The organism is Edwardsiella hoshinae NBRC 105699 = ATCC 33379 (assembly GCF_000474215.1).
Taxonomy (GTDB): domain Bacteria; phylum Pseudomonadota; class Gammaproteobacteria; order Enterobacterales; family Enterobacteriaceae; genus Edwardsiella; species Edwardsiella hoshinae.
This window is the reverse complement of sequence record NZ_BAUC01000012.1, coordinates 82,089-104,778: the sequence shown is the minus strand read 5'-3', so window position 1 is coordinate 104,778 and position 22,690 is coordinate 82,089. Positions and strand designations below refer to the sequence as shown.

At 59.6% G+C, this 22,690-nt stretch carries 20 protein-coding genes; 8 read left to right on the top strand and 12 right to left on the bottom strand.

Going from position 1 to position 22,690, the window contains the following annotated elements:
* Positions 1-121: 121 nt before the first annotated feature.
* The gene (ushA, locus tag EHO01S_RS05465; RefSeq protein WP_024523010.1) at positions 122-1,780 is read left to right on the top strand and encodes a bifunctional UDP-sugar hydrolase/5'-nucleotidase UshA; all 1,659 of its coding nucleotides are present in this window, start codon (positions 122-124) and stop codon (positions 1,778-1,780) included.
* 72 nt (positions 1,781-1,852) lie between these two features.
* Here the strand turns inward: ushA and ybaK are convergent, their stop codons facing one another.
* Positions 1,853-2,338: a Cys-tRNA(Pro)/Cys-tRNA(Cys) deacylase YbaK gene (gene ybaK / locus EHO01S_RS05460; RefSeq protein WP_024523009.1), complete on the bottom strand. Its 486-nt coding sequence runs from the start codon at positions 2,336-2,338 to the stop codon at positions 1,853-1,855.
* A 273-nt stretch (positions 2,339-2,611) separates the two neighbouring features.
* Entirely contained in the window at positions 2,612-3,955 is a 1,344-nt protein-coding gene (gene gntP / locus EHO01S_RS05455; protein WP_024523008.1) for a gluconate permease GntP, read from the bottom strand.
* Between the two features lie 506 nt (positions 3,956-4,461).
* On the opposite strand from gntP, the gene uxuR reads away from it, so the two are divergent.
* A complete protein-coding gene (uxuR, locus tag EHO01S_RS05450; protein ID WP_024523007.1) occupies positions 4,462-5,226 on the top strand; it encodes a Uxu operon transcriptional regulator in 765 nt (254 codons plus the stop codon).
* A gap of 64 nt (positions 5,227-5,290) precedes the next feature.
* Here the strand turns inward: uxuR and EHO01S_RS05445 are convergent, their stop codons facing one another.
* Both EHO01S_RS05445 and copA read right to left on the bottom strand, forming a co-directional pair.
* Positions 5,291-6,103: a TraB/GumN family protein gene (locus EHO01S_RS05445; protein WP_024523006.1), complete on the bottom strand. Its 813-nt coding sequence runs from the start codon at positions 6,101-6,103 to the stop codon at positions 5,291-5,293.
* Between the two features lie 131 nt (positions 6,104-6,234).
* Complete coding sequence (gene copA, locus EHO01S_RS05440; RefSeq protein ID WP_024523005.1) at positions 6,235-8,970, bottom strand: copper-exporting P-type ATPase CopA; 2,736 nt, start codon at positions 8,968-8,970, stop codon at positions 6,235-6,237.
* Positions 8,971-9,090: 120 nt separating this feature from the next.
* On the opposite strand from copA, the gene cueR reads away from it, so the two are divergent.
* Entirely contained in the window at positions 9,091-9,504 is a 414-nt protein-coding gene (gene cueR / locus EHO01S_RS05435; RefSeq protein ID WP_024523004.1) for a Cu(I)-responsive transcriptional regulator, read from the top strand.
* Here cueR and EHO01S_RS05430 read toward each other — a convergent pair.
* The 3 genes from EHO01S_RS05430 to EHO01S_RS05420 are packed head-to-tail and all read right to left on the bottom strand — an operon-like array spanning position 9,458 to position 11,500.
* Entirely contained in the window at positions 9,458-9,940 is a 483-nt protein-coding gene (locus tag EHO01S_RS05430) for an NfeD family protein (protein WP_024523003.1), read from the bottom strand. The two genes, cueR and EHO01S_RS05430, sit on opposite strands and share 47 nt — an antisense overlap.
* Positions 9,937-10,854: an SPFH domain-containing protein gene (locus EHO01S_RS05425; RefSeq protein WP_024523002.1), complete on the bottom strand. Its 918-nt coding sequence runs from the start codon at positions 10,852-10,854 to the stop codon at positions 9,937-9,939. Before EHO01S_RS05425 ends, EHO01S_RS05430 begins: the two co-directional genes overlap by 4 nt.
* Before the next feature lie 46 nt (positions 10,855-10,900).
* Positions 10,901-11,500, bottom strand: coding sequence for a HutD/Ves family protein (locus EHO01S_RS05420; RefSeq protein WP_024523001.1), 600 nt, complete (start codon positions 11,498-11,500; stop codon positions 10,901-10,903).
* Between the two features lie 212 nt (positions 11,501-11,712).
* Here EHO01S_RS05420 and queE point away from each other — a divergent pair, with 212 nt between their 5' ends.
* Positions 11,713-12,384 (top strand): 7-carboxy-7-deazaguanine synthase QueE, encoded by a 672-nt coding sequence (gene queE / locus EHO01S_RS05415; protein ID WP_024523000.1) that lies wholly within the window; start codon positions 11,713-11,715, stop codon positions 12,382-12,384.
* Positions 12,385-12,428: 44 nt separating this feature from the next.
* On the opposite strand, the gene EHO01S_RS19150 is transcribed toward queE, so the two are convergent.
* Entirely contained in the window at positions 12,429-12,605 is a 177-nt protein-coding gene (locus EHO01S_RS19150) for a hypothetical protein (RefSeq protein WP_167352262.1), read from the bottom strand.
* Between the two features lie 271 nt (positions 12,606-12,876).
* Between EHO01S_RS19150 and EHO01S_RS05405 the strand changes: the two genes are divergently transcribed.
* Positions 12,877-14,007, top strand: coding sequence for a 3-phenylpropionate MFS transporter (locus EHO01S_RS05405; RefSeq protein ID WP_024522999.1), 1,131 nt, complete (start codon positions 12,877-12,879; stop codon positions 14,005-14,007).
* Here EHO01S_RS05405 and queD read toward each other — a convergent pair whose 3' ends face one another.
* Positions 14,008-14,370 (bottom strand): 6-carboxytetrahydropterin synthase QueD, encoded by a 363-nt coding sequence (gene queD, locus EHO01S_RS05400; RefSeq protein ID WP_024522998.1) that lies wholly within the window; start codon positions 14,368-14,370, stop codon positions 14,008-14,010.
* A gap of 184 nt (positions 14,371-14,554) precedes the next feature.
* Between queD and dld the strand changes: the two genes are divergently transcribed.
* Positions 14,555-16,285 (top strand): D-lactate dehydrogenase, encoded by a 1,731-nt coding sequence (gene dld, locus EHO01S_RS05395; protein ID WP_024522997.1) that lies wholly within the window; start codon positions 14,555-14,557, stop codon positions 16,283-16,285.
* On the opposite strand, the gene EHO01S_RS05390 is transcribed toward dld, so the two are convergent.
* Positions 16,282-16,578 carry an ArsR/SmtB family transcription factor gene (locus EHO01S_RS05390; RefSeq protein WP_035370241.1) on the bottom strand — a complete coding sequence of 99 codons (297 nt, stop codon included), beginning with the start codon at positions 16,576-16,578 and terminating at the stop codon, positions 16,282-16,284. The genes dld and EHO01S_RS05390 overlap by 4 nt on opposite strands.
* A gap of 151 nt (positions 16,579-16,729) precedes the next feature.
* Here EHO01S_RS05390 and EHO01S_RS05385 point away from each other — a divergent pair, with 151 nt between their 5' ends.
* Positions 16,730-18,385: an FAD-dependent oxidoreductase gene (locus tag EHO01S_RS05385; protein ID WP_024522995.1), complete on the top strand. Its 1,656-nt coding sequence runs from the start codon at positions 16,730-16,732 to the stop codon at positions 18,383-18,385.
* Positions 18,386-18,642: 257 nt separating this feature from the next.
* Complete coding sequence (locus EHO01S_RS05380; protein ID WP_024522994.1) at positions 18,643-19,539, top strand: LysR family transcriptional regulator; 897 nt, start codon at positions 18,643-18,645, stop codon at positions 19,537-19,539.
* Here the strand turns inward: EHO01S_RS05380 and EHO01S_RS05375 are convergent, their stop codons facing one another.
* Together EHO01S_RS05375 and purB are read right to left on the bottom strand one after the other, a co-directional pair.
* Entirely contained in the window at positions 19,540-20,931 is a 1,392-nt protein-coding gene (locus EHO01S_RS05375) for an MmgE/PrpD family protein (protein WP_024522993.1), read from the bottom strand.
* Positions 20,932-20,974: 43 nt separating this feature from the next.
* Positions 20,975-22,339 carry an adenylosuccinate lyase gene (gene purB, locus EHO01S_RS05370; RefSeq protein ID WP_024522992.1) on the bottom strand — a complete coding sequence of 455 codons (1,365 nt, stop codon included), beginning with the start codon at positions 22,337-22,339 and terminating at the stop codon, positions 20,975-20,977.
* Positions 22,340-22,690: the final 351 nt, after the last annotated feature.

The window sequence follows — 22,690 nt, the reverse complement described above, 5'->3', positions numbered from 1 at the left end:
AACTACCTGATATATCGGGATAAGCGTTGCCTAACTCAGGCTAAAATAGCGTCGTTCGCCATATCATCTCTGCGCCTGGGCAGGCATGGATGGCTGGTTATCGCGACAAGGAGGGATGGCAATGAGATTAACCTATCGAGGTGTGGCCTGTGCCGTGACGTTGGCGCTGGCGATGGCGCCGGGCTGGTCGTTGGCCTGGGAAAAAGATAAAACCTATAATCTGACTATATTACATACCAATGATCATCACGGTCACTTCTGGCAGAACGAACAGGAGGAGTATGGCCTGGCGGCGCAGAAGACCTTGGTCGATCGGTTGCGTGCCGAGATCGCGGCTGAGGGGGGCTCGGTGCTGCTGCTGTCTGGCGGTGACATTAATACTGGCGTACCGGAGTCTGACTTACAGGATGCCGAACCCGATTTTCGTGGCATGAATCTGGTGGGTTATGACGCGATGGCGATCGGCAACCATGAGTTCGACAATCCACTGAGTGTGTTGCGCCAGCAGCAGAAGTGGGCCACGTTCCCATTACTGTCGGCCAATATTTATGCGCAGGACAGCGGTGAACGCCTGTTCCAACCCTACCAAATGTTTGAGCGCCAGGGGATCCGCATCGCGGTGATCGGCCTGACCACTGACGATACGGCCAAGATTGGCAATCCTGAGTATCTGAAAAATATCGAGTTTCGCCCGCCTGCGGCGGAAGCGCGCCAACTGGTGGCGCAACTGCGCGCGCAGCTGAAGCCGGATGTGGTGATCGCCGCCACCCATATGGGCCATTATGACAATGGCGCCCATGGTTCGAACGCGCCCGGCGACGTGGAGATGGCGCGCGCGCTGCCGACGGGGTATCTCGACATGATCGTCGGCGGTCACTCGCAGGATCCGGTATGCATGGTGGCAGAGAATCGTAAACAGAGCGACTATGTTCCCGGCACGCCCTGCGCGCCAGATCGCCAAAACGGCACTTGGATCGTCCAGGCGCATGAGTGGGGGAAATATGTCGGCCGGGCCGACTTTACTTTCCGTAACGGCGAGCTGACCTTGCAACGTTATCAACTGATTCCGGTTAATTTGAATCGTCAGGAAAAGCAGGCCGACGGTACCCAAAAGCGTATCTATTATACCGAGCAAATCCCGCAGGATCCGGCGATGTTACAGCTATTAACACCGTTCCAGGAGCAAGGGCAGGCCGCCTTAGGGGTAAAAATCGGCCATGTTGAGGGGCGTCTGGAGGGCGACCGCAATAAGGTTCGTTTCGAACAGACCAACATGGGACGTCTGTTGCTGGCCGCCCAGATGGAGCGCACCCAAGCCGATCTGGGCGTGATGAGCGGCGGCGGCGTGCGTGACTCTATCGCAGGAGGCGATATCAGCTATAAGGATGTACTCAAGGTACAGCCGTTCGCTAACTCGGTGGCGTATGTCGATCTCAGCGGAGCTGAACTAGAGAAGTACCTTGGGGTGGTCGCGAACAAGAAGCCCAACTCCGGCGCCTATGCACAGTTTGCGAATGTCAGCCTGATCGCTGATGGTCAACAGGGAGTTAGTCACGTGAAGATCAACGGGCAGCCGCTGGTCGCCGATAAGACCTACCGTTTGGCGTTGCTCAGTTTTAACGCCAGCGGCGGCGACGATTACCCGAATGTCACTCAGCATCCCGCTTACGTGAATACCGGGTTTGTCGACGCGGAAGTGCTGAAAGATTACATTCAGCGCCATTCCCCGATCAAGGCGGCGGACTATCAGCCGCAGGGGGAAATCGTCTACCGTGAGTAAGCATTACGCGGCATGACGTGTGCGAACGGCCTAGGCGTGATTGTGCCGTCGCCGCCTACCGCGTAACGAGTCTCAGGAGGCGTCGCGTTTGGCGATGTCGGCAAAGGTAGCCTGTAGCAGTGCCGCCAGATCTGTGGCGGCCAGCTCAATGTCTAGTCCACGCTTGCCGCCGGAGACAAACATGGTATCGAAACGGCGGGCTCCCTCATCGATCACCGTTGGCAGACGTTTCTTTTGTCCCAGCGGACTGATACCGCCGACTAGGTAGCCGGTGACGCGTTGCGCCAGCAGGGGGTCGGCCATATCGACCTTCTTTGCCCCGAGCGCCTTAGCGACCTTCTTTAGATCAAGCTGGCCGGCGACCGGCGTGACCGCTACCGCCAGTTTCTTGCTGTCGCCGTCCAGGGCGACCAGCAGCGTCTTGTAGACACGATCGGCGCTGAGCCCCAGTTTGCGGACCACCTCATCACCGAAGTTCGTTTCCTGAGGATCATGCTCATAGGCATGCAGGGAGAAAGGGATATTGTTTTTTTCCAATAAGAGAACGGCGGGTGTCATCGCTACAACCTCATGCTAAGTTTTTTAGCAGTATATATCATACAAAACCCTGAATTCGCCTCCCCGTTGTGACGTTCGTTGAAAAAGCGAGCGCGGTTAACAATCGAGCCGATAACGGTTGCCAGTGGCGCGTGGCCGTTGTTACCCTATAACGGCAGCAGGCCCGCCGCGGGCGAGCCTGTATAATAATAAGATGTTGAATTCCTCTTTGACTGGCCAATAGTGATATTGGCCTTTTTTTATCGTTGCGGCGCTAGCGCCGCTGACCAGAGGTTATGCCACGAGGCTGATGATCAAGACGATGATCAGACCGACCACAGAGTTGACTAACTCCAGCAAACCCCAGGTTTTCAGCGTGTCTTTCACCGACAGATCGAAATAACCCTTGAACAGCCAGAACGAGGCGTCGTTGATATGGGTCAGGGTATTGGAGCCGGCGGCGGTCGCGAGCACCAGTAACGCCGGGTTGACGCCGACCAGTTGTCCCGTTGCCGGGTCGAGGATCGCCGCACTGATGATCCCGGCCGCCGTCATGGCGGAGACGACGCCCTGGCCCGTAGCCAGACGAATCAATACGGTGATAAGCCAAGCCATGATGTAGGGGGAGACATTACCGTGGGACATGAGCATCCCGATGGTATCGCCGATGCCGGTATCGATGATGGTCTGTTTCAGGACGCCGCCAGCACCGATAATCAAGATCACCATCGCGATGCTTTTCACCGCATTCTCAAAGGCATTCATCACCCATTGCATATCGTGTCCGCGAGCGGTGCCGAACAGTACGAAGGCCACCAGCATGGCGATCAGCATGGCGATAGGCGAGGAGCCGAGGAAGTTTACGATCTCCCAGAGGCGAGTGCCTTTCACCAACCAGACGTTGGCGATGGTGGTCGAGATCATGATGATCGCCGGGATCAATGGCACCAGGATCGAGACGCCGAAAGAGGGCAGATTATCGCGGTCAACGGGGACGTCGGCTTTGAGAAACGCGGGCGTCGGTCGCTCCAGGTTACCGAGGAATTTCGGCAGGATGATCCCGGCACAGATCACGCTAGGAATGGTGACCAGAATACCGTAGAGGTAGACCATGCCCATGTCCGCGCCATAGGCGTTGACCAAGGCGACCGGACCGGGTTGTGGCGGAAACAGCGAGTGTGCTGTGGTGGCGGCGGCGACCGCCGGGATCGCCAGCTTCAGGAAAGGGATCTTTGCCTCCGCTGCGATCACGATCACCAAGGGGGCCAGCATGATAAAGGCCACCTCATAGAACATCGCCAGGCCAAAGATCAGGCCGATAATGATCACCGACAACTGTACGTAGCGGAGCCCGAGGCGGGCCAGTAACGTATGGGCGATCTGGTGCGCCGCGCCAGAGTCAACCATCAGCTTCCCGATGACGGCGCCGAAGACGACGATGATCGCCAATTCACCCAACGTGCCGCCGAAGCCAGACTTCATGGTATGTAATAAGGCCATGAGATCCATGCCGGCCAGCATCCCGACGGAAAGTGCGGCCAGCAACAACGCCACCATGGAGTTGATGCGGAACTTGAGGTTGAGCACCAGCATTAAACCGATGCCAAAGACGACCCATAATATATTTAATATGTGCATTAAATCCCTGCCTTTAATTTACCTGCTTTTAAATTGGTGGCTATGCTAGCGTTATTTGGTTGACCAATAAAGCGATGCTTGTCACACCAATTTATGCACTTATCATGAAACATCATCATCTCAGGTCGATTCCGGGCAGAATGGCATTGCTTCGCTATATATAATTCAATTAAATATTAAATTGATTAATCGATTTATTTTCGTATGGTATTCAGCTGTTGTTTTTAGCTTAAGCCTGGTGATTATGTTTAATAAGTGCATGATCATGCGTGGCAATAAATCGGTTAGGCGTAGTGATGGCGAGCCTGAGAGTATTGGTTGACCAGTGTGGTTGGATACGATATGCCCGGCGTGATACGGCCGGAGTGGGGAGCGACGGCTGTTGTAGGGCGCGTGGGGAGAGAAAGCGCGTGCACGCCGACAGTTTAGGCGGGGCGTGGTGCCCAGCGTTCGCACGAAGTGGTATAGTCCGGCGCCAGGGAATCGCCGTCGATTGGTTTAACAAAATGAGACATAACAGTTCACAGACCCGGCCCTATCAGGCCGTGGGGGAGATGATCCGGCGTTTAATCCATGAAACGCCCTACCATCCCGGTATGCGCCTGCCTGCCGAGCGTGAGCTTGCCGAGCGGCTAGCGGTGACGCGCACCGTGGTGCGCGAGGCACTGATCATGTTGGAGCTCGCCGGGCTGGTGGAGGTACGGCGTGGCGCGGGGATCTATGTGCGTGAAGCGTTGCCGCAGGGAGAGGATGAGCGTGGCGATGGCAACGATGCCGGCCCCTTCGAACTGTTGCAGGCACGCCAGTTATTGGAGAGTAATATCGCCGAGTTTGCCGCCTTGCAGGCGACACGGGATGACATCCTTAAGATGCGCCGAGCGCTGCAACTAGAAGAACGTGAGTTGAGTCAAACGGCGCCGGGAGGGCCGGAGCGCGGCGACATGCAGTTTCACCTGGCTATCGCCGAGGCGACCCATAACAGCATGTTGGTGGATCTCTTTCGCCAGTCCTGGCAGTGGCGCGAGAATAACCCGATGTGGATCCAACTGCATCGCCACTTGAATGATACTCGCTATCGCGCGGCCTGGTTGGATGATCATCGCCAGATCTTGGCGGCATTAATCAAGAAAGACGCGCGTGCTGCCAAGTTGGCCATGTGGCAACACCTGGAAAACGTCAAGCAGCGACTCCTGGCGTTTTCCGATGTCGATGCCATCGATTTCGACGGTTACCTGTTCGACTCCTGGCCGTTGGATAAACTCACCTCCTGAGTACTCTCTTACTGGTGGGGGGACTGCCCGCCGCGCTGGGCGCTCGGCAGCGGTAGCCAACCTTTCAGGCTGCCTCACCGCCGGTGGCCAACAGCTCAGGTAATCCATGCGGGCCGAAGAGATGGAGGGCGCCGACGGCGACCACATAGTCTCCCGGCGGCAGTGCGCGTAGGCGTTGACACCAGGCGTGGTTGCGTTGCGCCATCAACACATCGGCCAACGCCGGGCAGAAAGTCATCGGTAACGGTGTCGGTAGGACTGGCGGTGGCGTGAGCCACCAGCCGATCAGAATCTGTAGTAGACGCGCGTTGTCCTGCCAGTGGGTCAGGGTGTCATCCAGCAGATCGCGCCCCTGGTGCGGCAGGTGGTGCAGCATCGCCAACTGGCTCTGCGCGCCCTCCAGTTCGATGATGGGCCGTACGGCGCGTTGTGCCTCGAGCAGCAGTTGGTAATCGATACCGAACTCGCCGTTTAATCCCAGCTGTTGCGCTTGTTGCGCTTGGAGCAGCAGCGCGCAGCGCCACAAGGGAAAGTTGTCCAGCCGACTGGCGTCCAGGCCGGTTTCCCGGCAGCGGCGCACGAGGGCCGCATAACGCGTCGCATCCAGGCGTTGCGCCAGTGGGAGCGGTTGCGGTGTGCTGCTGATGGCGCTGTCGGCGCGGGTAATATCCGCCTCGACGATCAGCGCTTGCGCCCGTGCGACCCGCTGCGCTAGCGCCGCCGGTAGCGGTGACATCGCCGCATTTCCCATATGAATACTGGCGACCAGATGCAGTCGAATGCCGCCAGGCAAGGTAACGTCACAGGCCGGGTAGGGGTAGTGAGGGGGGGGCAGCAGCCCGAGACGGGCCGCCAGACGCCGTAGTCGCTTGAACATGATGCCTCCGGCAAGGGCGCCGCCGCACGCGGGCTGGCAGCGTTACGCGCTATGCTAAATAGTTCATGCTACCTGATGAAGAAAAAAAAGCACCGGATTCCGGTGCTTTTTGTCGCCAAGTACTAGCGTATTTACCCTTTAGGGGTGAAGCGCAGCAGCCGGTTGGCGTTGCTCACCACCGTGATGGAGGAAAGCGCCATGGCGGCGCCAGCCACCACCGGGCTGAGCAGCGTGCCAGTCAACGGGTAGAGTACCCCTGCGGCGATCGGGATCCCCAGGGAGTTGTAGACGAACGCCCCCAACAGGTTCTGCTTCATGTTGCGCAGCGTCGCGCGCGACAACGCCACCGCATCGGCCACACCGGACAGACTATGACGCATCAGGGTGATGGCCGCCGTTTCAATGGCGATATCGCTCCCGCCTCCCATGGCGATCCCGACATCGGCCTGAGCCAGCGCTGGTGCATCGTTAATGCCGTCGCCGATCATTGCCACCTTGTGACCTTCGTGCTGTAACGCCTTGATTGCCTCAGCCTTACCGTCCGGCAGTACACCGGCGATCACCTGATCGATCCCCGCCTCGCGAGCAATGGCCTGAGCGGTGAGCGGGTTATCACCGGTCAACATCACCAGACGATAGCCCATACCGTGCAGGCGTTGTAGGGCGGCGACGCTGTCGCTACGCAGCGGATCGCGGATGGCGAGCAGCGCGGCAGCCTGGCCGTCGACGGCCAACAGGACCGGTGTCGCGCCTTGGCCGGCCTGCTGCTCCAGCAGACTTTCTAATGCCGTGATATCGACGCCCTGTTCACGCATCAATGCGGCGTTACCCAGCAGCAGCATATGCCCCTGCGCCTCGCCACTGACGCCCAGCCCACGCAACGTGCGGAACTGGCTGACTTCCGGCAGGGTTTCGCCTGCGGCGCGTTCGATGATGGCGCGTGCCAACGGGTGGTTTGAGCCGCTCTCTAGCGCCGCGGCCCAGCGTAGCACCTGCGCTTCACTGTTCCCCGCCAGGGTTTCGATGGCGACCACCTTTGGCATCCCTTCGGTCAGCGTGCCGGTCTTATCGAACACCAGGGTATCCAGTTCACTGGCGTGCTGTAGGGCATCGGCATCGCGTACCAAGACCCCCAGTTCAGCGGCACGGCCAACTCCAGAGATAATCGACATCGGTGTCGCCAGGCCCAGAGCGCAGGGACAGGCGATGATCAGCACCGTTGTCGCCACCACCAGGGTATATACCAACTGCGGCGCCGGGCCAAAGAAGTACCAGATCAGCCCACTGAACACGGCGATGGCGACCACCGTCGGCACGAATACCGCCGAGATGCGATCCGCCAACTGGCCGATGGCCGGCTTACTGCTCTGCGCCTGACGTACCAGCTTGATGATACGCGCCAGGGTGGTCTGGCTGCCGATGGCGGCGGCACGGAACAGCACACTGCCGTCGGTGACCACGGTACCGGCATGCACCCGATCGCCGGGCCCTTTCTGCTGCGCGATCGGTTCACCGGTCAACATCGCCTCGTCGAGCCAAACCTCGCCGGAGAGGATTTCCCCGTCGACCGGCACCCGATCGCCGGTGACCAGGCGCAGGGTCATCCCTAACTGTACCTCGGCTAGCGGCACGCTCTGTTCACCCTCATCCGTCACCAGGCGTGCGGTGGGCGGCGTCAGATCTAGCAAGCGCTCTAAGGCGCTGGAGGAGCGCTGGCGTGCACGAGCCTCCATGGCGTGGCCCAGGTTGATCAGGCCGATGATCATCGCGCTGGCCTCGTAGTAGAGGTGCCGTGCCTCCGGCGGGAAGATCTCGGGCCACAGGTTCACGCTGATAGAGTAGAGCCAGGCGGCGCCGGTACCCAGTGCCACCAGGGTATCCATGGTGGCGCTGCCATTCATCAGGCTACGCCAGGCGTTACGGTAAAAGTGACCGCCTGCGCCGATCATCACCGCCAGCGTCACCAGGCCGACGATCAGCCAAGGCGTGCGGCTCTGTTCACTCAGTGTCATCGAGCCGCCGAACAGCCCCCAGGCCATCAGCGGTACCCCTACCCCCAGGGCGATAGCGGCCTGCCAACGGAACATGCGTACCGCCTTTTGGGCACTCTCATGTTGACGGGCGCGGCGCACGCTCTCATCCTGGATCACCTCAGCGCCGTATCCCGCCTTTTTCACCGCTTCGACCAGGGCCTGTGGCGAGCTGTGCCCGCTGACCAGGGCGCTGCGTTCGGCCAGATTGACTCGTGCGTGCTCGACGCCGGGGACAGATTGCAGCGCGTTTTGTACCTTCAGCACACAACTGGCGCAACTCATCCCCTCGAGCAGCAGTTGAACACTGTCGTCGTCGTCTGCCTGAGGCGCGGCGGCGACGGAGGGCGCCGGAGTGGAACGCGGAGCCGCTGCCGGGGTTTCCGGCATCACTGCATCAGTACGGGGCAGCGGCTCAGATTTTGGGTGCGAGCCCTCCGCGAGCTGTGCCTGGTAGCCGGCCTGTTGCACGGCGGCGATCAGGGCCGCACTGTCGGCTTGGCCGTAAACGTCCGCTTGCGTCAGGGTTACCAACACGGCGTCGACGCCCGGCACCGCCTCTAGCGCCTTCGTGACGCTGGCGATGCAGTGGGCGCAACTCAGTTCGCTCAGCGCCAGGCGCAGGGTTGGTTGGCTGGCGAGGGCGGCGTGGTAGCCGGCCTGTTCGACGGTGGCGATGATCGCGGCGGCGTCGGCATTACCGCTGACCTTGGCGTAACGCGGGGTGGCGACGATGGCCTGCTCCACATCGGGTCGCGCCTCCAGCGCATTTTTGACTTTTTTGGCGCAGTTCATGCAGGAGAGTCCCTGCAAAGCGAATAATTGTGTCTGTGACATGTTAAACCTCTCTCGCGAATGATTACGTCAACGATGCGGTCGGGCCGCTTAGGGTTTGGCGTAGAACTCAATTGCATTTAAGCTTAAACCTTCCTGCAAGGTTAAGGTCAAGGGGAAGAAATGAATATTAGCGAAGTGGCGAAAAAAACCGGCCTGAGTAGTAAGGCGATCCGTTTTTATGAAGAGAAAGGATTGGTCACCGCGCCGCTGCGTGGGGAGAACGGTTACCGCCGCTATACGGCGCGGCATCTGGAGGAGCTGACGCTATTACGCCAGGCGCGCCAAGTGGGTTTTACCCTGGAGGAGTGCCGTGAGTTGGTGGTGTTGTTCCACGATGAGCAGCGCCAGAGTGCGCAGGTGAAACAACGCACCCTGCGGAAAGTCGCGGAGATTGACCAGCATATTCGCGATCTCCAGGTGATGCGTGATCGTCTGGCGACGCTGGCCCAGGCTTGTCCTGGTGATGACAGCGCCGACTGCCCGATCATCAATGGCCTGGCCGGTTGCTCTCAGCGGGCCGAGGGCACGGAATAACCTCAAGCGTAATGCCGCTGACGGCGTGTACTTGTACGCATTGCCCGGCCGGAAGATCCTGTCGGCAGGTGATGCGCCAACTACTGTCGCCTAGACGTAAGCGGCCATGGCCGTTGACCAGAGGCTGCTCTAGCGTGGCGCGTTGGCCGATCAACTGACGCCCGCGTTGATTCAGGGCGCTATCCAGCGTCTCCACGCGTGCGCTATGCCGTTGCCAGCGCCACCAGAGTAGGGCGCTCATTACCGTCAACAGCGCAAACAGGGTGAGTTGCGTCTCCCAGCCGAACGGCCACAGCCAGTGTAGTAGACCGACCAGTAGGGCGGCGCAGCCACTCCACAAGGCGTAGCCGCCGGCACCAAGCAACTCGGCGGCCAGGAGCAAGCCACCCAGCGTCAGCCATAGGCCATGCGGGTTGGCGAGCAGATAGGCCATCATGGCTGACAATCCTTATCGCCCTCGCGGCGCAGCAGCTCGCTGATGCCACCGACGGCGCCCAACAGGCTGCTCGCCTCCAACGGCATCATGATCACCTTGCTATTTTGCGATTCGCCGATGCGTTGTAAGGCCTCGGTGTATTTTTGTGCGACGAAGTAGTTGATCGCTTGCACATTGCCGGCGGCGATCGCCTGAGACACCATGGCGGTGGCTTGCGCCTCGGCCTGCGCGGCCCGTTCGCGTGCTTCGGCTTGGAGGAAGGCGGATTGACGCTCGCCCTCCGCCTTGAGGATCTGTGCCTGTTTCTCCCCTTCGGCCCGCAGGATAGCGGCCTGGCGTACCCCTTCGGCCTCAAGAATATCGGCGCGCTTGGTACGTTCGGCCTTCATCTGGGCATTCATTGAGGCGATTAATTCTGCTGGGGGTCGCACATCGCGGATCTCGATACGCGTCACCTTGATCCCCCAGGGATTGGTGGCTTCATCGACGATCTGTAATAGGCGACTATTGATCATATCGCGCTGGGAGAGCATTTCATCCAGCTCCATCGAACCGAGTACGGTACGGATGTTGGTCATGGTCAAGTTGATGATCGCCTGATCGAGGTTACTGACCTCATAGGCGGCCCGCGCCGGATCGATCACCTGAATGAAGCAGACGGCGTCGATGGTTACGTTGGCGTTATCTTTGGAGATCACCTCCTGAGAGGGGATATCGAGCACCTGTTCCATCATATTGATTTTTCTGCCAATGCGATCCATGAATGGCACCACCAGATTCAGACCCGGCATCAGGGTGCGGGTGTAGCGCCCGAAACGTTCGACGGTCCATTGATAACCCTGTGGGACGATCTTGATCGCCGACCAGACGACGATCAGCGCCACAACCACCAAGACGGGAAAGACTGTTAACATAGGTTGCTCCTTGCGCGGATGGAAATCATCAGGAGGCCTGGCGGCCTCATTCGGGAAATGCCGTTAACTCGAAGACCCCCAATTGACCGTGACCGCTGAGATCCAAGCTATGTGTCTGAGGGCAGGGGGTGATCAGGGTGGCGCTGTCATAGCGCCCAAGGTGCAGCGCCTGGCTCGCCCCGAGTGGGGTCAGGGTCACCGCGCCCTCACGGCAGAATAGCAGAATGGTGCTGGCATGGCAGCGTAGCGGCGGCATCTCGGGACGAATGGCGAGCCATTGTAGCCGGGCACCGTAGTGGCGCGGATCGTAGATCAGATTGAGATCACGCACCGCCCCAGCGCACAGTTGACTGGTGACCCGGCTATCGCCGGAGAAACGGGCGATGGTGCCGCAATGCAACACCGGCTGCGGCGTGCCGTCGATGGTCAAGAGCAGGCCGTTGCCCTCCAGGAGGGAGAGGATGCGTTGATAGCCACCATAGTGGGAGAAGGGCGCGTCGTGGGTAACGTCGGCCATCGAGAGGCGCCAGCGGAAACGCGTACCGCTGCGGTTATCTTCCCGCATGATCTCTCGGGTATGCCCCTGGCCGTTGTGCCAGGGTTGGATCGCGTAGTCACTCAATCGGTGAATTTGCCACGGGTTCATCGCTCTCTGTCCTGTCAACGGGGCCGCACGACGGCGTGATCCTGTGGGACGCAGACGTCCCGTCCATCTTTATAATGTATAGCTATTTTGTGAACAATGGCATGCCGTGAGTCAAATAGTTATCCTCGATGGCCGTCATCGCTAGCGGTTTGGCGCGCCGCGTGAAATCTGCCACAATGGCTGCCCGCAACGGTGTACAGAAAGGCAGAGCGATGCAGTATCCGATCAATGAAATATTTCACAGCCTTCAGGGCGAGGGCTTCTATACTGGCCTGCCGGCCATTTTTATTCGCCTACAAGGTTGTCCGGTCGGCTGTAGTTGGTGCGACAGTAAGCATACCTGGCAGCAGGATGCGGCGCGCCAGGTCGACTTGGCGCAAGTGGTGGAGAAAGCAGCGGAGAGTGATGCTTGGGCTAACGCCGATGTCGCCGCCCTGTGTGCGCTGTTGCAACGGCGCGGCTATGCGGCGCGCCATGTGGTGATCACCGGCGGCGAGCCATGCCTACATGACTTGCTGCCGTTGACGTTGGCCTTGGAGCAGGCGGGGTATCAGTGCCAGATCGAAACCAGCGGCACACATCCGGTGCGCTGTAGCGCGCAGACCTGGGTGACGGTGTCGCCGAAGGTGGCGATGCGGGGCGGGATGACGGTGTTGACCTCGGCGCTGCGCCGTGCCAATGAAATCAAGCATCCGGTGGCGCGGGAGCGTGATATTGCGGCGTTGGATGCACTATTGGCGAGCCTGGAGGGGGCGTTGCCGCCGGTGGTGGCGTTACAGCCGATCTCGTGTAAAGCCGGGGCGACGCGTCTGTGCATCGACACCTGTTTAGCGCGTAACTGGCGTCTCTCTATGCAGACGCATAAGTATTTACATATCGTGTGACAATCATGCCGCCGCGATCTGGAGCGATAGCGGCGGCGGCGAGGTTAACGCCGGGTTGGCGGGGGCGAGCGACGCGCTGTCGGCGCGACGCCGGTCGGGTGAGCCGGTGACGCCGGTTGGCGATCGGGCCTGAGATCCATCTCAATCATCCATAGTTGCTCATTGATCTCCGCCTTACGGGCATCGATCTGACGGTAGTCGACGTGCGGGCTTTGCGTCACGGTATACGCTCCTGATGGATTAATTACCGGCGCATGATAGCGCGTCGCCAGCTAAGGTGAAGCAGGGAATATCCGAAAACCGTTACCCCTCTCATTTCTTGTAGTCTCGCTGTGCGCGTACTGAATGTACGGCCTGTTGCCGCCGAGGCGGGCGGCGCCGAATAATCGTTTGCCTGGCTCCGGACGGATGGCTAAAGTAGGCGGCTATTTTCAGCGTGCAGCGCTGGCCGCGCAGAGAATGGGCGGCGGCGTAGGTGAGCAAGGAGAGGTTATGCTGCCATCAGCGGGTTGGTTAGGACTGAGTTATTTCACCTATTTTTTCTCTTTCGGCGTCTTTCTGCCGTTCTGGAGTCTGTGGCTACAGGCTCAAGGCGTCGCCCCGGAGTCCATCGGCATACTGCTGGGGGCTGGCATGGGGGCCCGTTTTCTCGGTAGTCTGTTCATCACCCCGGCGGTCAAGAAAACCTCGCACCTGATCGTGGCGTTGCGACTGGTGACGCTGATTGCCCTGTTCGCCGGGGTCGCCTTTATGTTGGGTAACGCCTGGGCTTGGCTGCTGGCGGTGATGATCGGTTTTAGCCTGTTCTATGGCCCGTTGGTGCCGCTCACCGATGCACTGGCCGCCACCTGGCAGCGTCAGATCGGCCTGGATTACGGTAAGGTGCGTCTGTGGGGGTCGTTGGCCTTCATCATCGGCTCGGCGGTGACGGGTGAGTTGGTCAATGCTTTTGGCCAGCAGGCGATCTTGTATAGCCTATTGGCCGGGTTGTTGGCGATGCTGCTGGGGATGCTGCCGCGTCCGAGCAAACCGCCACAGGATGGCCCGGCGCGCCAGGCGGCCCAAGTGACCCCATGGTCGCGTTTGTTACGCGAACGCACGGTATGGCGTTTCCTCTTGTGCTGTGCGCTATTGCAAGGCGCCCATGCCGGCTATTATGCCTTCAGCACTTTGTTCTGGAGCCAGGCCGGTTACTCCGCCTCCTTGATCGGCTATCTCTGGTCGTTGGGGGTCGTCGCCGAAGTGATCATCTTTGCCCTGAGCCATCGCTTATTCCGCCGCTGGACGGTGTCGGGGTTGCTGCTGCTCTCTTGCCTGTGCGCCTTGCTGCGTTGGCTGATGATGGGCGCCACCACGGCACTGCCCTGGCTGGTGGCGATGCAGATCCTGCACGCCGGAACCTTTACCGTGTGTCACCTGGCGGCGATGCGCTTTATTTCCGCGCGGCAAGGCGGCGATGTAATCCGCCTACAGGCGGTGTATTCGGCGTTAGGCATGGGGGGCAGCGTGGCGTTGATGACGGTGCTGGCTGGTGTGGTCTATCAATATAGTCCGAGTAGCACCTTCTATTTGATGGCGCTGATGGTGACGCCGGTGCTGTTCCTGCGCCCCGGCGTTCGTTGATCAGGCACCGCGATAGGTACAGCCGGCGGTGCAGGTCTCTTTTACCATGACGGCGCTGAGCAACGGTAGGCGCGGCTTGAGCTGTGCCCAGATCCAGTGCGCCAGCACCTCGCTGGTCGGATTTTCCAGTCCGGGGATCTCGTTGAGATAGTGGTGATCCAACTGATCGTAGATCGGCTGAAAGCGCGCTTTTAGATCGGCAAAGTCCATCACCCAACCGGTATAGGGATCGACCTCTCCGCTGATCTCAATGCGCACCAGAAATGAGTGGCCGTGTAGCCGGCCACACTTATGCCCCTGCGGCACATGCGGCAGGCGGTGAGCCGCTTCGAACTGAAACTCTTTAAACAGGGTCGTGGTCATGGTGACGCCTCATAATGAAAAGAGACGCATGGTAACGCAAAGCGGCGTGGGGGGGCTAGTTTCGTCGCAGCGCATGAGATAGTGTTACTGAGTTTGCATTATTCTGTTTTTTCTTTGTTAATTTTGGGCGCGCGACACTATTCTGTGGACATCCCCCCCTCTGGTCTGTCACAGGAGTGTTGCCATGCCTCATCCTCATTGCCATGCGATTCCGCCCGCCGAGATACTGTTATCCCAGTTGCGTGCCATCGTCGGCGCAACCGCCGTATTAAGCGATGCGCGCAAGATGGCGCGCTATTGTAAAGGATTCCGTTCCGGTCAGGGGAGCGCGTTGGCCGTGGTGTTTCCCTCTACGTTATTGGCGATGTGGCGGGTGTTTAAGGCGTGTGTCGAGGCCGATCGCATCATTCTGATGCAGGCCGCCAATACCGGTCTGACCGAGGGATCGACGCCCCACGGCGACGATTATGATCGTGAGTTGGTGATCATCAATACCCTGCGTCTGGATGGCGCACAGCTCCTTGCGGGCGGGCGTCAAGTACTGGCGTTGCCTGGCACTACCCTGTGGCACTTGGAGCGCTTGCTCAAGCCATTGGGGCGTGAACCCCACTCGGTGATCGGCTCCTCCTGCATCGGTGCCTCGGTGATCGGCGGTATTTGCAATAACTCCGGCGGTGCATTGGTGCAGCGCGGTCCGGCCTATACGGAGATGGCGTTGTATGGCCGGGTCAATGAGCGGGGTGAGGCGGAGCTGATCAATCATCTGGGGATCGCCCTGGGCGATACGCCGGAGGCAATCCTGAGCAATCTGCAACAGCGGCGCTATACGGATGAGGCGATCCGGCATGACGTGGGACAAGCATCGGATCAGGAATATGCCCAACGGGTGCGAGAGGTCGACGCGGACACGCCGGCCCGCTTTAATGCCGATGAGCGCCGGTTGTTCGAGGCTTCCGGCTGTGCGGGGAAACTGGCGGTCTTCGCCGTACGCCTGGACACCTTTCCCGCGGCATCGCGCCAGCAGGTATTTTACATCGGCACCAATCAGCCCGAGGTGCTGAGCACGCTGCGGCGTCATATCCTGACTCACTTCACGCATTTGCCGGTCGCCGGCGAGTATATGCATCGTGATATCTTCGATATCGCGGAGCGCTACGGCAAGGATACGTTTCTGATGATCGAAAAGTTGGGAACGGAGCGCATGCCGTTTTTCTTCAATCTTAAGGGGCGCATCGACGCCTTGACGGAAAAGGTGCCGTTGCTGCCGGCTCATCTGTTGGATCGCACCATGCAAGGGCTGAGCTGCCTATGGCCCAGCCACTTGCCGCCGCGTCTGAAGCAGTATCGCGATCGCTACCAACATCACCTTTTGTTGAAGATGGCCGACGACGGTATCGAGGAGGCTCAGCAGTGGTTGCGGCGTTACTTCGCCGAGGCGGAAGGGGATTTCTTTGTCTGTAGCCCAGAGGAGGGCAATAAGGCTTTCCTACACCGCTTCGCCGCCGCCGGCGCCGCTATCCGTTACCAGGCGGTGCATAGCGATCAAGTCGAGGATATCTTGGCATTGGACATCGCGTTGCGGCGTAATGACCGCCAGTGGTTCGAGCAATTGCCCGCGGCGTTGACACAAGATCTACTGCATCGTCTGTATTACGGCCACTTTATGTGCCATGTCTTTCACCAGGATTACATCGTGCGTAAGGGGGCCGACGTGGCGGCGATCAAGGCGCAGATGCTGGCATTGCTGGATGCACGAGGGGCCGAGTACCCGGCGGAACATAACGTCGGCCACCTTTATCAGGCCAAAGCGCCGCTACGCGATTTTTACCGACGCCAGGATCCGACTAACACCCTGAATCCCGGTATCGGCAAGACGAGCAAGTGCCGCCATTGGCAGTGCGATGGCGACCATTAAGCCGATTCATCCGGCGCCGGGCAGTATAGCTGGTGTAGCGTCTCCAGCAGCGTCAGAGTTCGGGGGTCCGCGATGCGGTAGAAGATCTGCTTGCCCTCGCGCCGGGTCTCGACCAGCGTCAGACGCCGCAGCACGCCGAGTTGTTGGGAGAGCGTCGGTTGTAGGATCCCCGTCGTCGCCTCCAACTCGCCGACCGATGCCTCGCTCTGGCTGAGACGACACATCAATAGCAGACGGTCAGGATTGGCCAGGGCACGCAAAATCGCCGCCGCTCCGGCGGCAGCCTGTTGCATCCGTAGCGGTGATGCGGATGAACGCATGCGTCATGCTTCCTTAATATTTTATAAATTAATATTATATATTATTGTATAATGATAATAAGATCGAGGCAACACGAGTGCTCGTGCTTGCCGAGCAGATGAGTGAATACGATGAGGTGAGTAGATGAAAATCGTGATTATCGGCGGGGTCGCCGGCGGGGCATCGGCGGCGGTGCGGGCCAGAAGGTTATCGGAGGAGGCGGAGATCATCGTATTGGAGCGCGGACATTATGTCTCCTTTGCCAATTGCGGTCTGCCCTATCATATCGCAGGCGAGATCCCACAGCGTGCCAGCCTGTTGTTGAAGACGCCGCAGGATTTTCGCCAGCGCTTCAACCTGGACGTGCGGGTAGATAATGAGGTGCTGGCGATCGATGCACAGGAGAAATTCGTCGAGGTGCGCGATCTGACCAGCGGTCGGATCTACCGCGAATCGTACGATCGCCTATTGTTGAGTACCGGCGCCGCGCCGCTGCTGCCTCCCTTGCCCGGTATCGCCAGTACGGGGGTGTTCTCCCTGCGTAACATCGACGATATGGATGCTATCCTGGCGTATATCGCTACTCGGGCACCGCAGCATGCCAGCGTGGTCGGCGGCGGCTTTATCGGCCTGGAAGTGGCCGAGGCATTGCGCCAGCGTGGTCTGGCGGTAACACTGTTAGAGATGGGCAGCCAGGTGATGATGCCGGTGGATGCGGAGATGGCGCAGCCGTTGCATGAGACGCTACGTGCCAACGGGGTCGATCTGCGTCTACGAACCGCGTTACAGGCGATCCGCGCGCATGAGGCGGGACTCACTCTGACACTGAGCGATGGCAGTGAGCTGAACAGTGGGATGGTGATCATGGCCATCGGGATTCGGCCGGAGAGTCGCCTGGCTCAAGCTGCCGGCTTGGAATTAGGGGCCAGCGGTGGCATCCGCGTCGACAGTGCGATGCGCACCTCGCAGGCCGATATCTATGCGGTGGGCGATGCCGTCGAGGCACCGCCCTTCGACGCGGCGTTGCCGCCGTTGGTACCGCTGGCCGGGCCCGCCAATCGTCAGGGAAGGATCGCCGCCGATGCCATGTTGGGGCGTGCTAGCCATTACCGTGGTAGCCAAGCGGCCTCGGTGTGTAAGATCTTCGCGATGACTGTCGCCAGTGTGGGATTGAATGAGAAGTTGCTACGCCGTCAGCAGCGCCCCTACGAGGTCGTGTTTGTGCATGGCCCGAGCCATGCCGGTTACTATCCCCAGGCGACGCCCATCTCATTGAAGTTGATCTTCGATCCGCGTGATGGGGCGATCCTCGGCGCTCAGGCGGTGGGCAAGGAGGGGGTCGATAAACGCATCGATGTGCTCTCCGTCGCCCAGCGTGCCGGCTTGACGGTGGCCGATTTGGAGCATCTGGAGCTGTGTTATGCACCGCCCTATAACAGCGCGCGTGATCTGGTGAACCAAGCGGGTATGCTGGCACACAATGTGCTGAATGGCGATACCGCCATCTGCCATGTCGCCGACGTATTGCAACGCGATCCGGCGCGCCAGTGCCTGCTGGATATTCGCACGCCGCAGGAGCTGAAGGCACATGGGGGCTATCCGCAGGCGTTGCATATCCCACTGGATGAATTGCGCGCGCGTCTGGATGAGCTCCCGCGAGATAAAGAGATCCTGATCGGCTGCCAGTCGGGTCTACGCGGCCACGTAGCTTACCGTCTGCTGGTGCAGCACGGTTTCCGGGCGCGAAACTTGACCGGTGGCTATATCACCTTTACCCAGACGTTGGCGGCGCAGGCATAATGCCACGCCGGGCTCTTCCGCCAGACGGCGGAGGAGCCCGGTGACGCAGACACCGCCGTCGAAGGGGGAAAGAATATTTCCCCCACTAATGTCTATATTATTAAAAATAAACTCTGGGTGCAGGTTAAATTTTATTTATCGATATATCCACGGATTTAATCGAGACGCGATCACTGTATACGCCTTTTCGGTTGGTACTGGGCGCCATGACTTATTATTCTGCCTTATTCCCTTGGCGCGCCGGACCGAGATAAATCATGCCTACACGCAGACAGCCCATTATTAATCTGGATCTGGATTTATTACGCACCTATGTCGCGGTGGCCGATAGCCATAGTTTCGCCGCCGCTGCGGAGGCCGTATGCCGAACCCAACCGGCAGTCAGTCAACAAATGCAGCGCCTAGAGCAGATCGCCGGGCGACCGTTATTTGTCCTACAGGGGCGCAATAAGACGCTGACGGAGGAGGGGGGATGGCTATTGAATTATGCCCGGCGTATTTTACGGCTGAATGATGAGGCCTGCCTGTTTCTGCGGCGGGAAGATATTGATGGCGTGCTGAAAATAGGGTCGCCGGACGATACGGCCAATACCATTTTACCCGATCTGTTGGCGCGGTTTTCTGCCGCCTACCCGCGCCTGACCATGGATATCGTGGTGCAGCGCAGCCCCTTTTTGATGCGGATGCTTGCCGATAATGCGTTGGATCTGGCGATCTCCACCGAAGAGTGCGTCGGCTATCCGCGGATTACCTTGCGGGCCTCGCCTTCCCTGTGGTTTGCCGGACGTCACTATCAGCCGGACTTTTCCCGTCCCCTGCCGTTGGTAGTGCTGGACGAGCCCAGCACCTACCGCAGCATGATGATAAGCCATCTGGAACAGTACGGCATCCGTTGGCGCATCGCCTACATGGCTACCACCCTGTCTGGGGCCCGGGCAGCGGTGCGCGCCGGGTTAGGCATTATGGCGCGCTCTCTGGAGTTGCTCGGCGAAGATCTCGGCGTGCTGGATGAGCGGCACGGCCTACCGCCGCTGCCCGCCATTCGTTATAACCTGTATCTGAATACCGTCAGCCCAGCTCGGGCCGCCCCGATTTTATTCAATACCCTACAGGCGGAGTGGGCGCGGGCGGACGGCGCCGCGCCAGAGGCGTAACTAATAGGCGGTGTCGGGAAGCGTCAGCAGCGCCGCCAGCGTGCGTGGCTGGGGGCAGGCCGCGTCGTGCAGCAGTCTGTCGGCCAGCGTTTGCGCCTGTTCATCGGGCAGACAGCTCTTGGCGTTGGCCAGAAACTTGGCGCGGATGGCTGACGCTGCTAGTGGGTTGTCCGGATTACCGTAGTTGATGGGGAGGGCGTGTTGCAAGCAGCGCCCGTCGTGGAGCCATACCGAGATCAGCCCGGGGAAATAGCGCGGAAAGTCAATCTCGCCGGGATGGGGATAACGGTAGCCGATGCGCCGAGCCAGTTGCAGCAGCGCCGGGCGAGCTAGACGATCCGGTGTCAACGAGGCCAGGGTGAGCTCATCGTCCAGGATGACGGCGGCAACCAGCCAGGGCAGGCTGAATTTCGCGGCGTAGCTGCTCGTGGGACGGTATTTGGTGTCGGGGGGCTCGCAGATTAGCGCTGCGGCGACCGGATCGATGACGCACTCGATTCGGGCTATCTGCTCGGGGGTAATGCCGTGGCGGCGTAACTGACGGGCACAGTCGAGCGTCGCATGGGCAAAGTGGCAGCAGGGATAAGGTTTAATGGAAACCTGCATGAGTTGCCAAGCTTCGCCGAGCCCCTGAGTCAGGCATTCCAGCTTGGCCTGATCTTCCTGACCATGGGTTTTATACAGTCCGAAGCGTCCTTCAAAAATGGTTTCCGGGCCGCTGACTCCCGCTTGCCCCAGACGCGCGGCCCAGATACCGCTGAGGGCGGCCCAGCCGGCATGAAAACACTTGGCGTCGTCGCTGCGGGTTAGAAACTCGGTCACGCCAGCGGCCTGGCTGCCGGCCAAGCCCAAGGCATGACAGGTTTGCTGTGGCGTCAGGCGGAGCAGTACCGCAGCACAGGCGCAAGCACCAAAGATTCCGGCGACGGCGGTCGCGTGAAAGCCACGCCGGTGAAAACCGCCGTTGGCCGCCAGACCGACGCGGGCGGCGATTTCCCAGCCGATAGCCCAGGCGCTCAGCATCTGCTCGCTGCCGCTGTTACAGAGCTGACCCAGCGCGAGCGCGACCGGGGTCAGTAGTGCGCTACCGTGCAGGATGGCGCCGGTGTGGGTATCGTCAAAGTCTAGCGCGTGTGCGGCGATACCATTGAGCAGTACCGCCTGAGAGAGTGGCGCGCGGCACGAGGTTCCCCAGACCGGCACGCTGGCTTCGCCGTCAGGTAAGCTCTCTAGCGTCGCGCGGGCGCGGCGCGCGGCGTTTTGTCCGGCACCCGCCAACGCCACGCCAAAGGTATCCAGCAAGTGTAGCCGAGCGCGGTCACTTACCGCCGTCGGCAGCGTTAAGTGACCCTGAGCGACGATAAAACGGCTGAGGGTATGGCTGAAGGTCATGGGCGGCTCCTAACGGGGGCAAGGGGGAGGCTGAGGGGGCCGGTTAATCTAGCCAGCCCGCCTGGTCGACCGTGGCCAAGAGGTGATCGACTTGCCGTGGGGCATGGCCGATATAGGTGCTCGGATCGAGCAAGGCTTCCAGCGCCGAGCGGGTGAGGTGGGCGCTGATACGGCGGTCGTCATACAGGACCTGGCTGAAAGGGAGCCCCTGCTCCTGCCCGCGCATCGCCGCCGCGTATACCAGCTCATGAGCGCTCTGCTTACCCACTTTCTCCGCCAGGGCAAACATGACGCGCTCCGCCAGCATGAAGCCGCCGAGCAGATCCATATTGCTGCGCATTCGTGCACTGTTGACCGTCAACGCCGAGAGTACGGTACGCAGGTTGTCCAAGATCACCGAGAGCATCAGGCATAGCTCCGGCATAATCTTCCACTCGGTCTTCCATAGCGCACCATCGCGTTCGTGCTGGTGCTTCATCATGTCGCTTAGTACGCTCAGATTGGCTTTGAGGGCATTGCTGACACAGGCGGCGTTCTCTGCCACGGCGGGGTTACGCTTATGCGGCATGGTGGATGAACCGACCTGCCCTTGGGCAAAGAATTCGCTCAGTTCGTCGATTTCGTTATGGGCGAGTAGCAGGATTTCGTTGGCTATCTTGCCGAGCGTCGCCGCGATAAGTCCGATCGTCATACCATATTCGCTCAGGCGATCACGTGCTGGCTGCCAGGAAATTTCTGGCGTGCCCAGCCCCAGCCGAGCCAGCACTCGCTGCTCTAGTAGCGGGGCCTGTTCGCCAAAGGAGGCTTGGGTTCCGACGGCGCCGACCATGCTGCCGACAAACAGACGTGGCTCCAGTTCGCGCAGGCGTTGATAGTGACGCCCCATTTCTGCCAGCCAGATCGCGCTTTTGTGGCCAAAGGTGATCGGCAGTGCTTGCAGCGCCAGGGTGCGCCCGCTCATCGGTGTCGCACGGTGGCGTGCGCTCAACTGGTACAGGCTGCGGCCAATGGCCTTCACGTCGCGCAAAAATACGCCGTGCGCCTGTTGCAACTGTAGGATCAGACCGGTGTCGATGACATCTTGGGTGGTGGGGCCAAAGTGGACATACTCGCCCGCTCCGTCTGGGCAGGCCCGCTCCAGCGCCCGGATCGCTGGCACCAGCGGATGGCGGGTTAGGCGCAACTGCTCCAGCAAATAGGTAAAGTCCAGTTTTTCCAGCCGGGCGCTGTCGGCGATGGCGCGCGCGGCATCGGCGGGAATGAGACCAAGTTCGCCCTGCTCAAGGGCCAATGCGGCTTCGTAGTCTAGCCATTTTTGAATACGGGTCTCATCGGAGAAAATCAGGCGCATCTCCTCGGTCGACCAGGCATTATTTAATAATACAGAATCAAACACACTTGAGCCCATATAAATACCTTATACGTTAGATGAATTTATTTTCATACATAATAGTGACGTATGACTATCGCCAGTGAATTATGCCGCGCATTACATCGGTATAGTGTGAGAAAAACAGGGTGCGCTGCAATATGGCCGCGCTGTTTTTTCATTGAGTTATTCTAATATGTCGTTGCCTCTGGTTAATATATTTATTGCGCGGCGTGTCGTTAATTACATTGCGATAACGGCGCTGTCAGAAAGTAATTAGCCGTGTGCAATACACGATAAATATAATTAACCCGTTATTGCTGGCTTTATATTGCCTTTCTTGTGATGGTCAATAACACGATCGTTTCTGGTCATTTACTGCATGTTGTT

Bases quoted from the DNA above. Each gene is read 5' to 3' on its own strand.
- ushA (WP_024523010.1), top strand. From the start codon at position 122: ATGAGATTAACCTATCGAGGTGTGGCCTGTGCCGTGACGTTGGCGCTG.
- ybaK (WP_024523009.1), bottom strand. From the start codon at position 2,338: ATGACACCCGCCGTTCTCTTATTGGAAAAAAACAATATCCCTTTCTCC.
- gntP (WP_024523008.1), bottom strand. From the start codon at position 3,955: ATGCACATATTAAATATATTATGGGTCGTCTTTGGCATCGGTTTAATG.
- uxuR (WP_024523007.1), top strand. From the start codon at position 4,462: ATGAGACATAACAGTTCACAGACCCGGCCCTATCAGGCCGTGGGGGAG.
- EHO01S_RS05445 (WP_024523006.1), bottom strand. From the start codon at position 6,103: ATGTTCAAGCGACTACGGCGTCTGGCGGCCCGTCTCGGGCTGCTGCCC.
- copA (WP_024523005.1), bottom strand. From the start codon at position 8,970: ATGTCACAGACACAATTATTCGCTTTGCAGGGACTCTCCTGCATGAAC.
- cueR (WP_024523004.1), top strand. From the start codon at position 9,091: ATGAATATTAGCGAAGTGGCGAAAAAAACCGGCCTGAGTAGTAAGGCG.
- EHO01S_RS05430 (WP_024523003.1), bottom strand. From the start codon at position 9,940: ATGATGGCCTATCTGCTCGCCAACCCGCATGGCCTATGGCTGACGCTG.
- EHO01S_RS05425 (WP_024523002.1), bottom strand. From the start codon at position 10,854: ATGTTAACAGTCTTTCCCGTCTTGGTGGTTGTGGCGCTGATCGTCGTC.
- EHO01S_RS05420 (WP_024523001.1), bottom strand. From the start codon at position 11,500: ATGAACCCGTGGCAAATTCACCGATTGAGTGACTACGCGATCCAACCC.
- queE (WP_024523000.1), top strand. From the start codon at position 11,713: ATGCAGTATCCGATCAATGAAATATTTCACAGCCTTCAGGGCGAGGGC.
- EHO01S_RS05405 (WP_024522999.1), top strand. From the start codon at position 12,877: ATGCTGCCATCAGCGGGTTGGTTAGGACTGAGTTATTTCACCTATTTT.
- queD (WP_024522998.1), bottom strand. From the start codon at position 14,370: ATGACCACGACCCTGTTTAAAGAGTTTCAGTTCGAAGCGGCTCACCGC.
- dld (WP_024522997.1), top strand. From the start codon at position 14,555: ATGCCTCATCCTCATTGCCATGCGATTCCGCCCGCCGAGATACTGTTA.
- EHO01S_RS05390 (WP_035370241.1), bottom strand. From the start codon at position 16,578: ATGCAACAGGCTGCCGCCGGAGCGGCGGCGATTTTGCGTGCCCTGGCC.
- EHO01S_RS05385 (WP_024522995.1), top strand. From the start codon at position 16,730: ATGAAAATCGTGATTATCGGCGGGGTCGCCGGCGGGGCATCGGCGGCG.
- EHO01S_RS05380 (WP_024522994.1), top strand. From the start codon at position 18,643: ATGCCTACACGCAGACAGCCCATTATTAATCTGGATCTGGATTTATTA.
- EHO01S_RS05375 (WP_024522993.1), bottom strand. From the start codon at position 20,931: ATGACCTTCAGCCATACCCTCAGCCGTTTTATCGTCGCTCAGGGTCAC.
- purB (WP_024522992.1), bottom strand. From the start codon at position 22,339: ATGGGCTCAAGTGTGTTTGATTCTGTATTATTAAATAATGCCTGGTCG.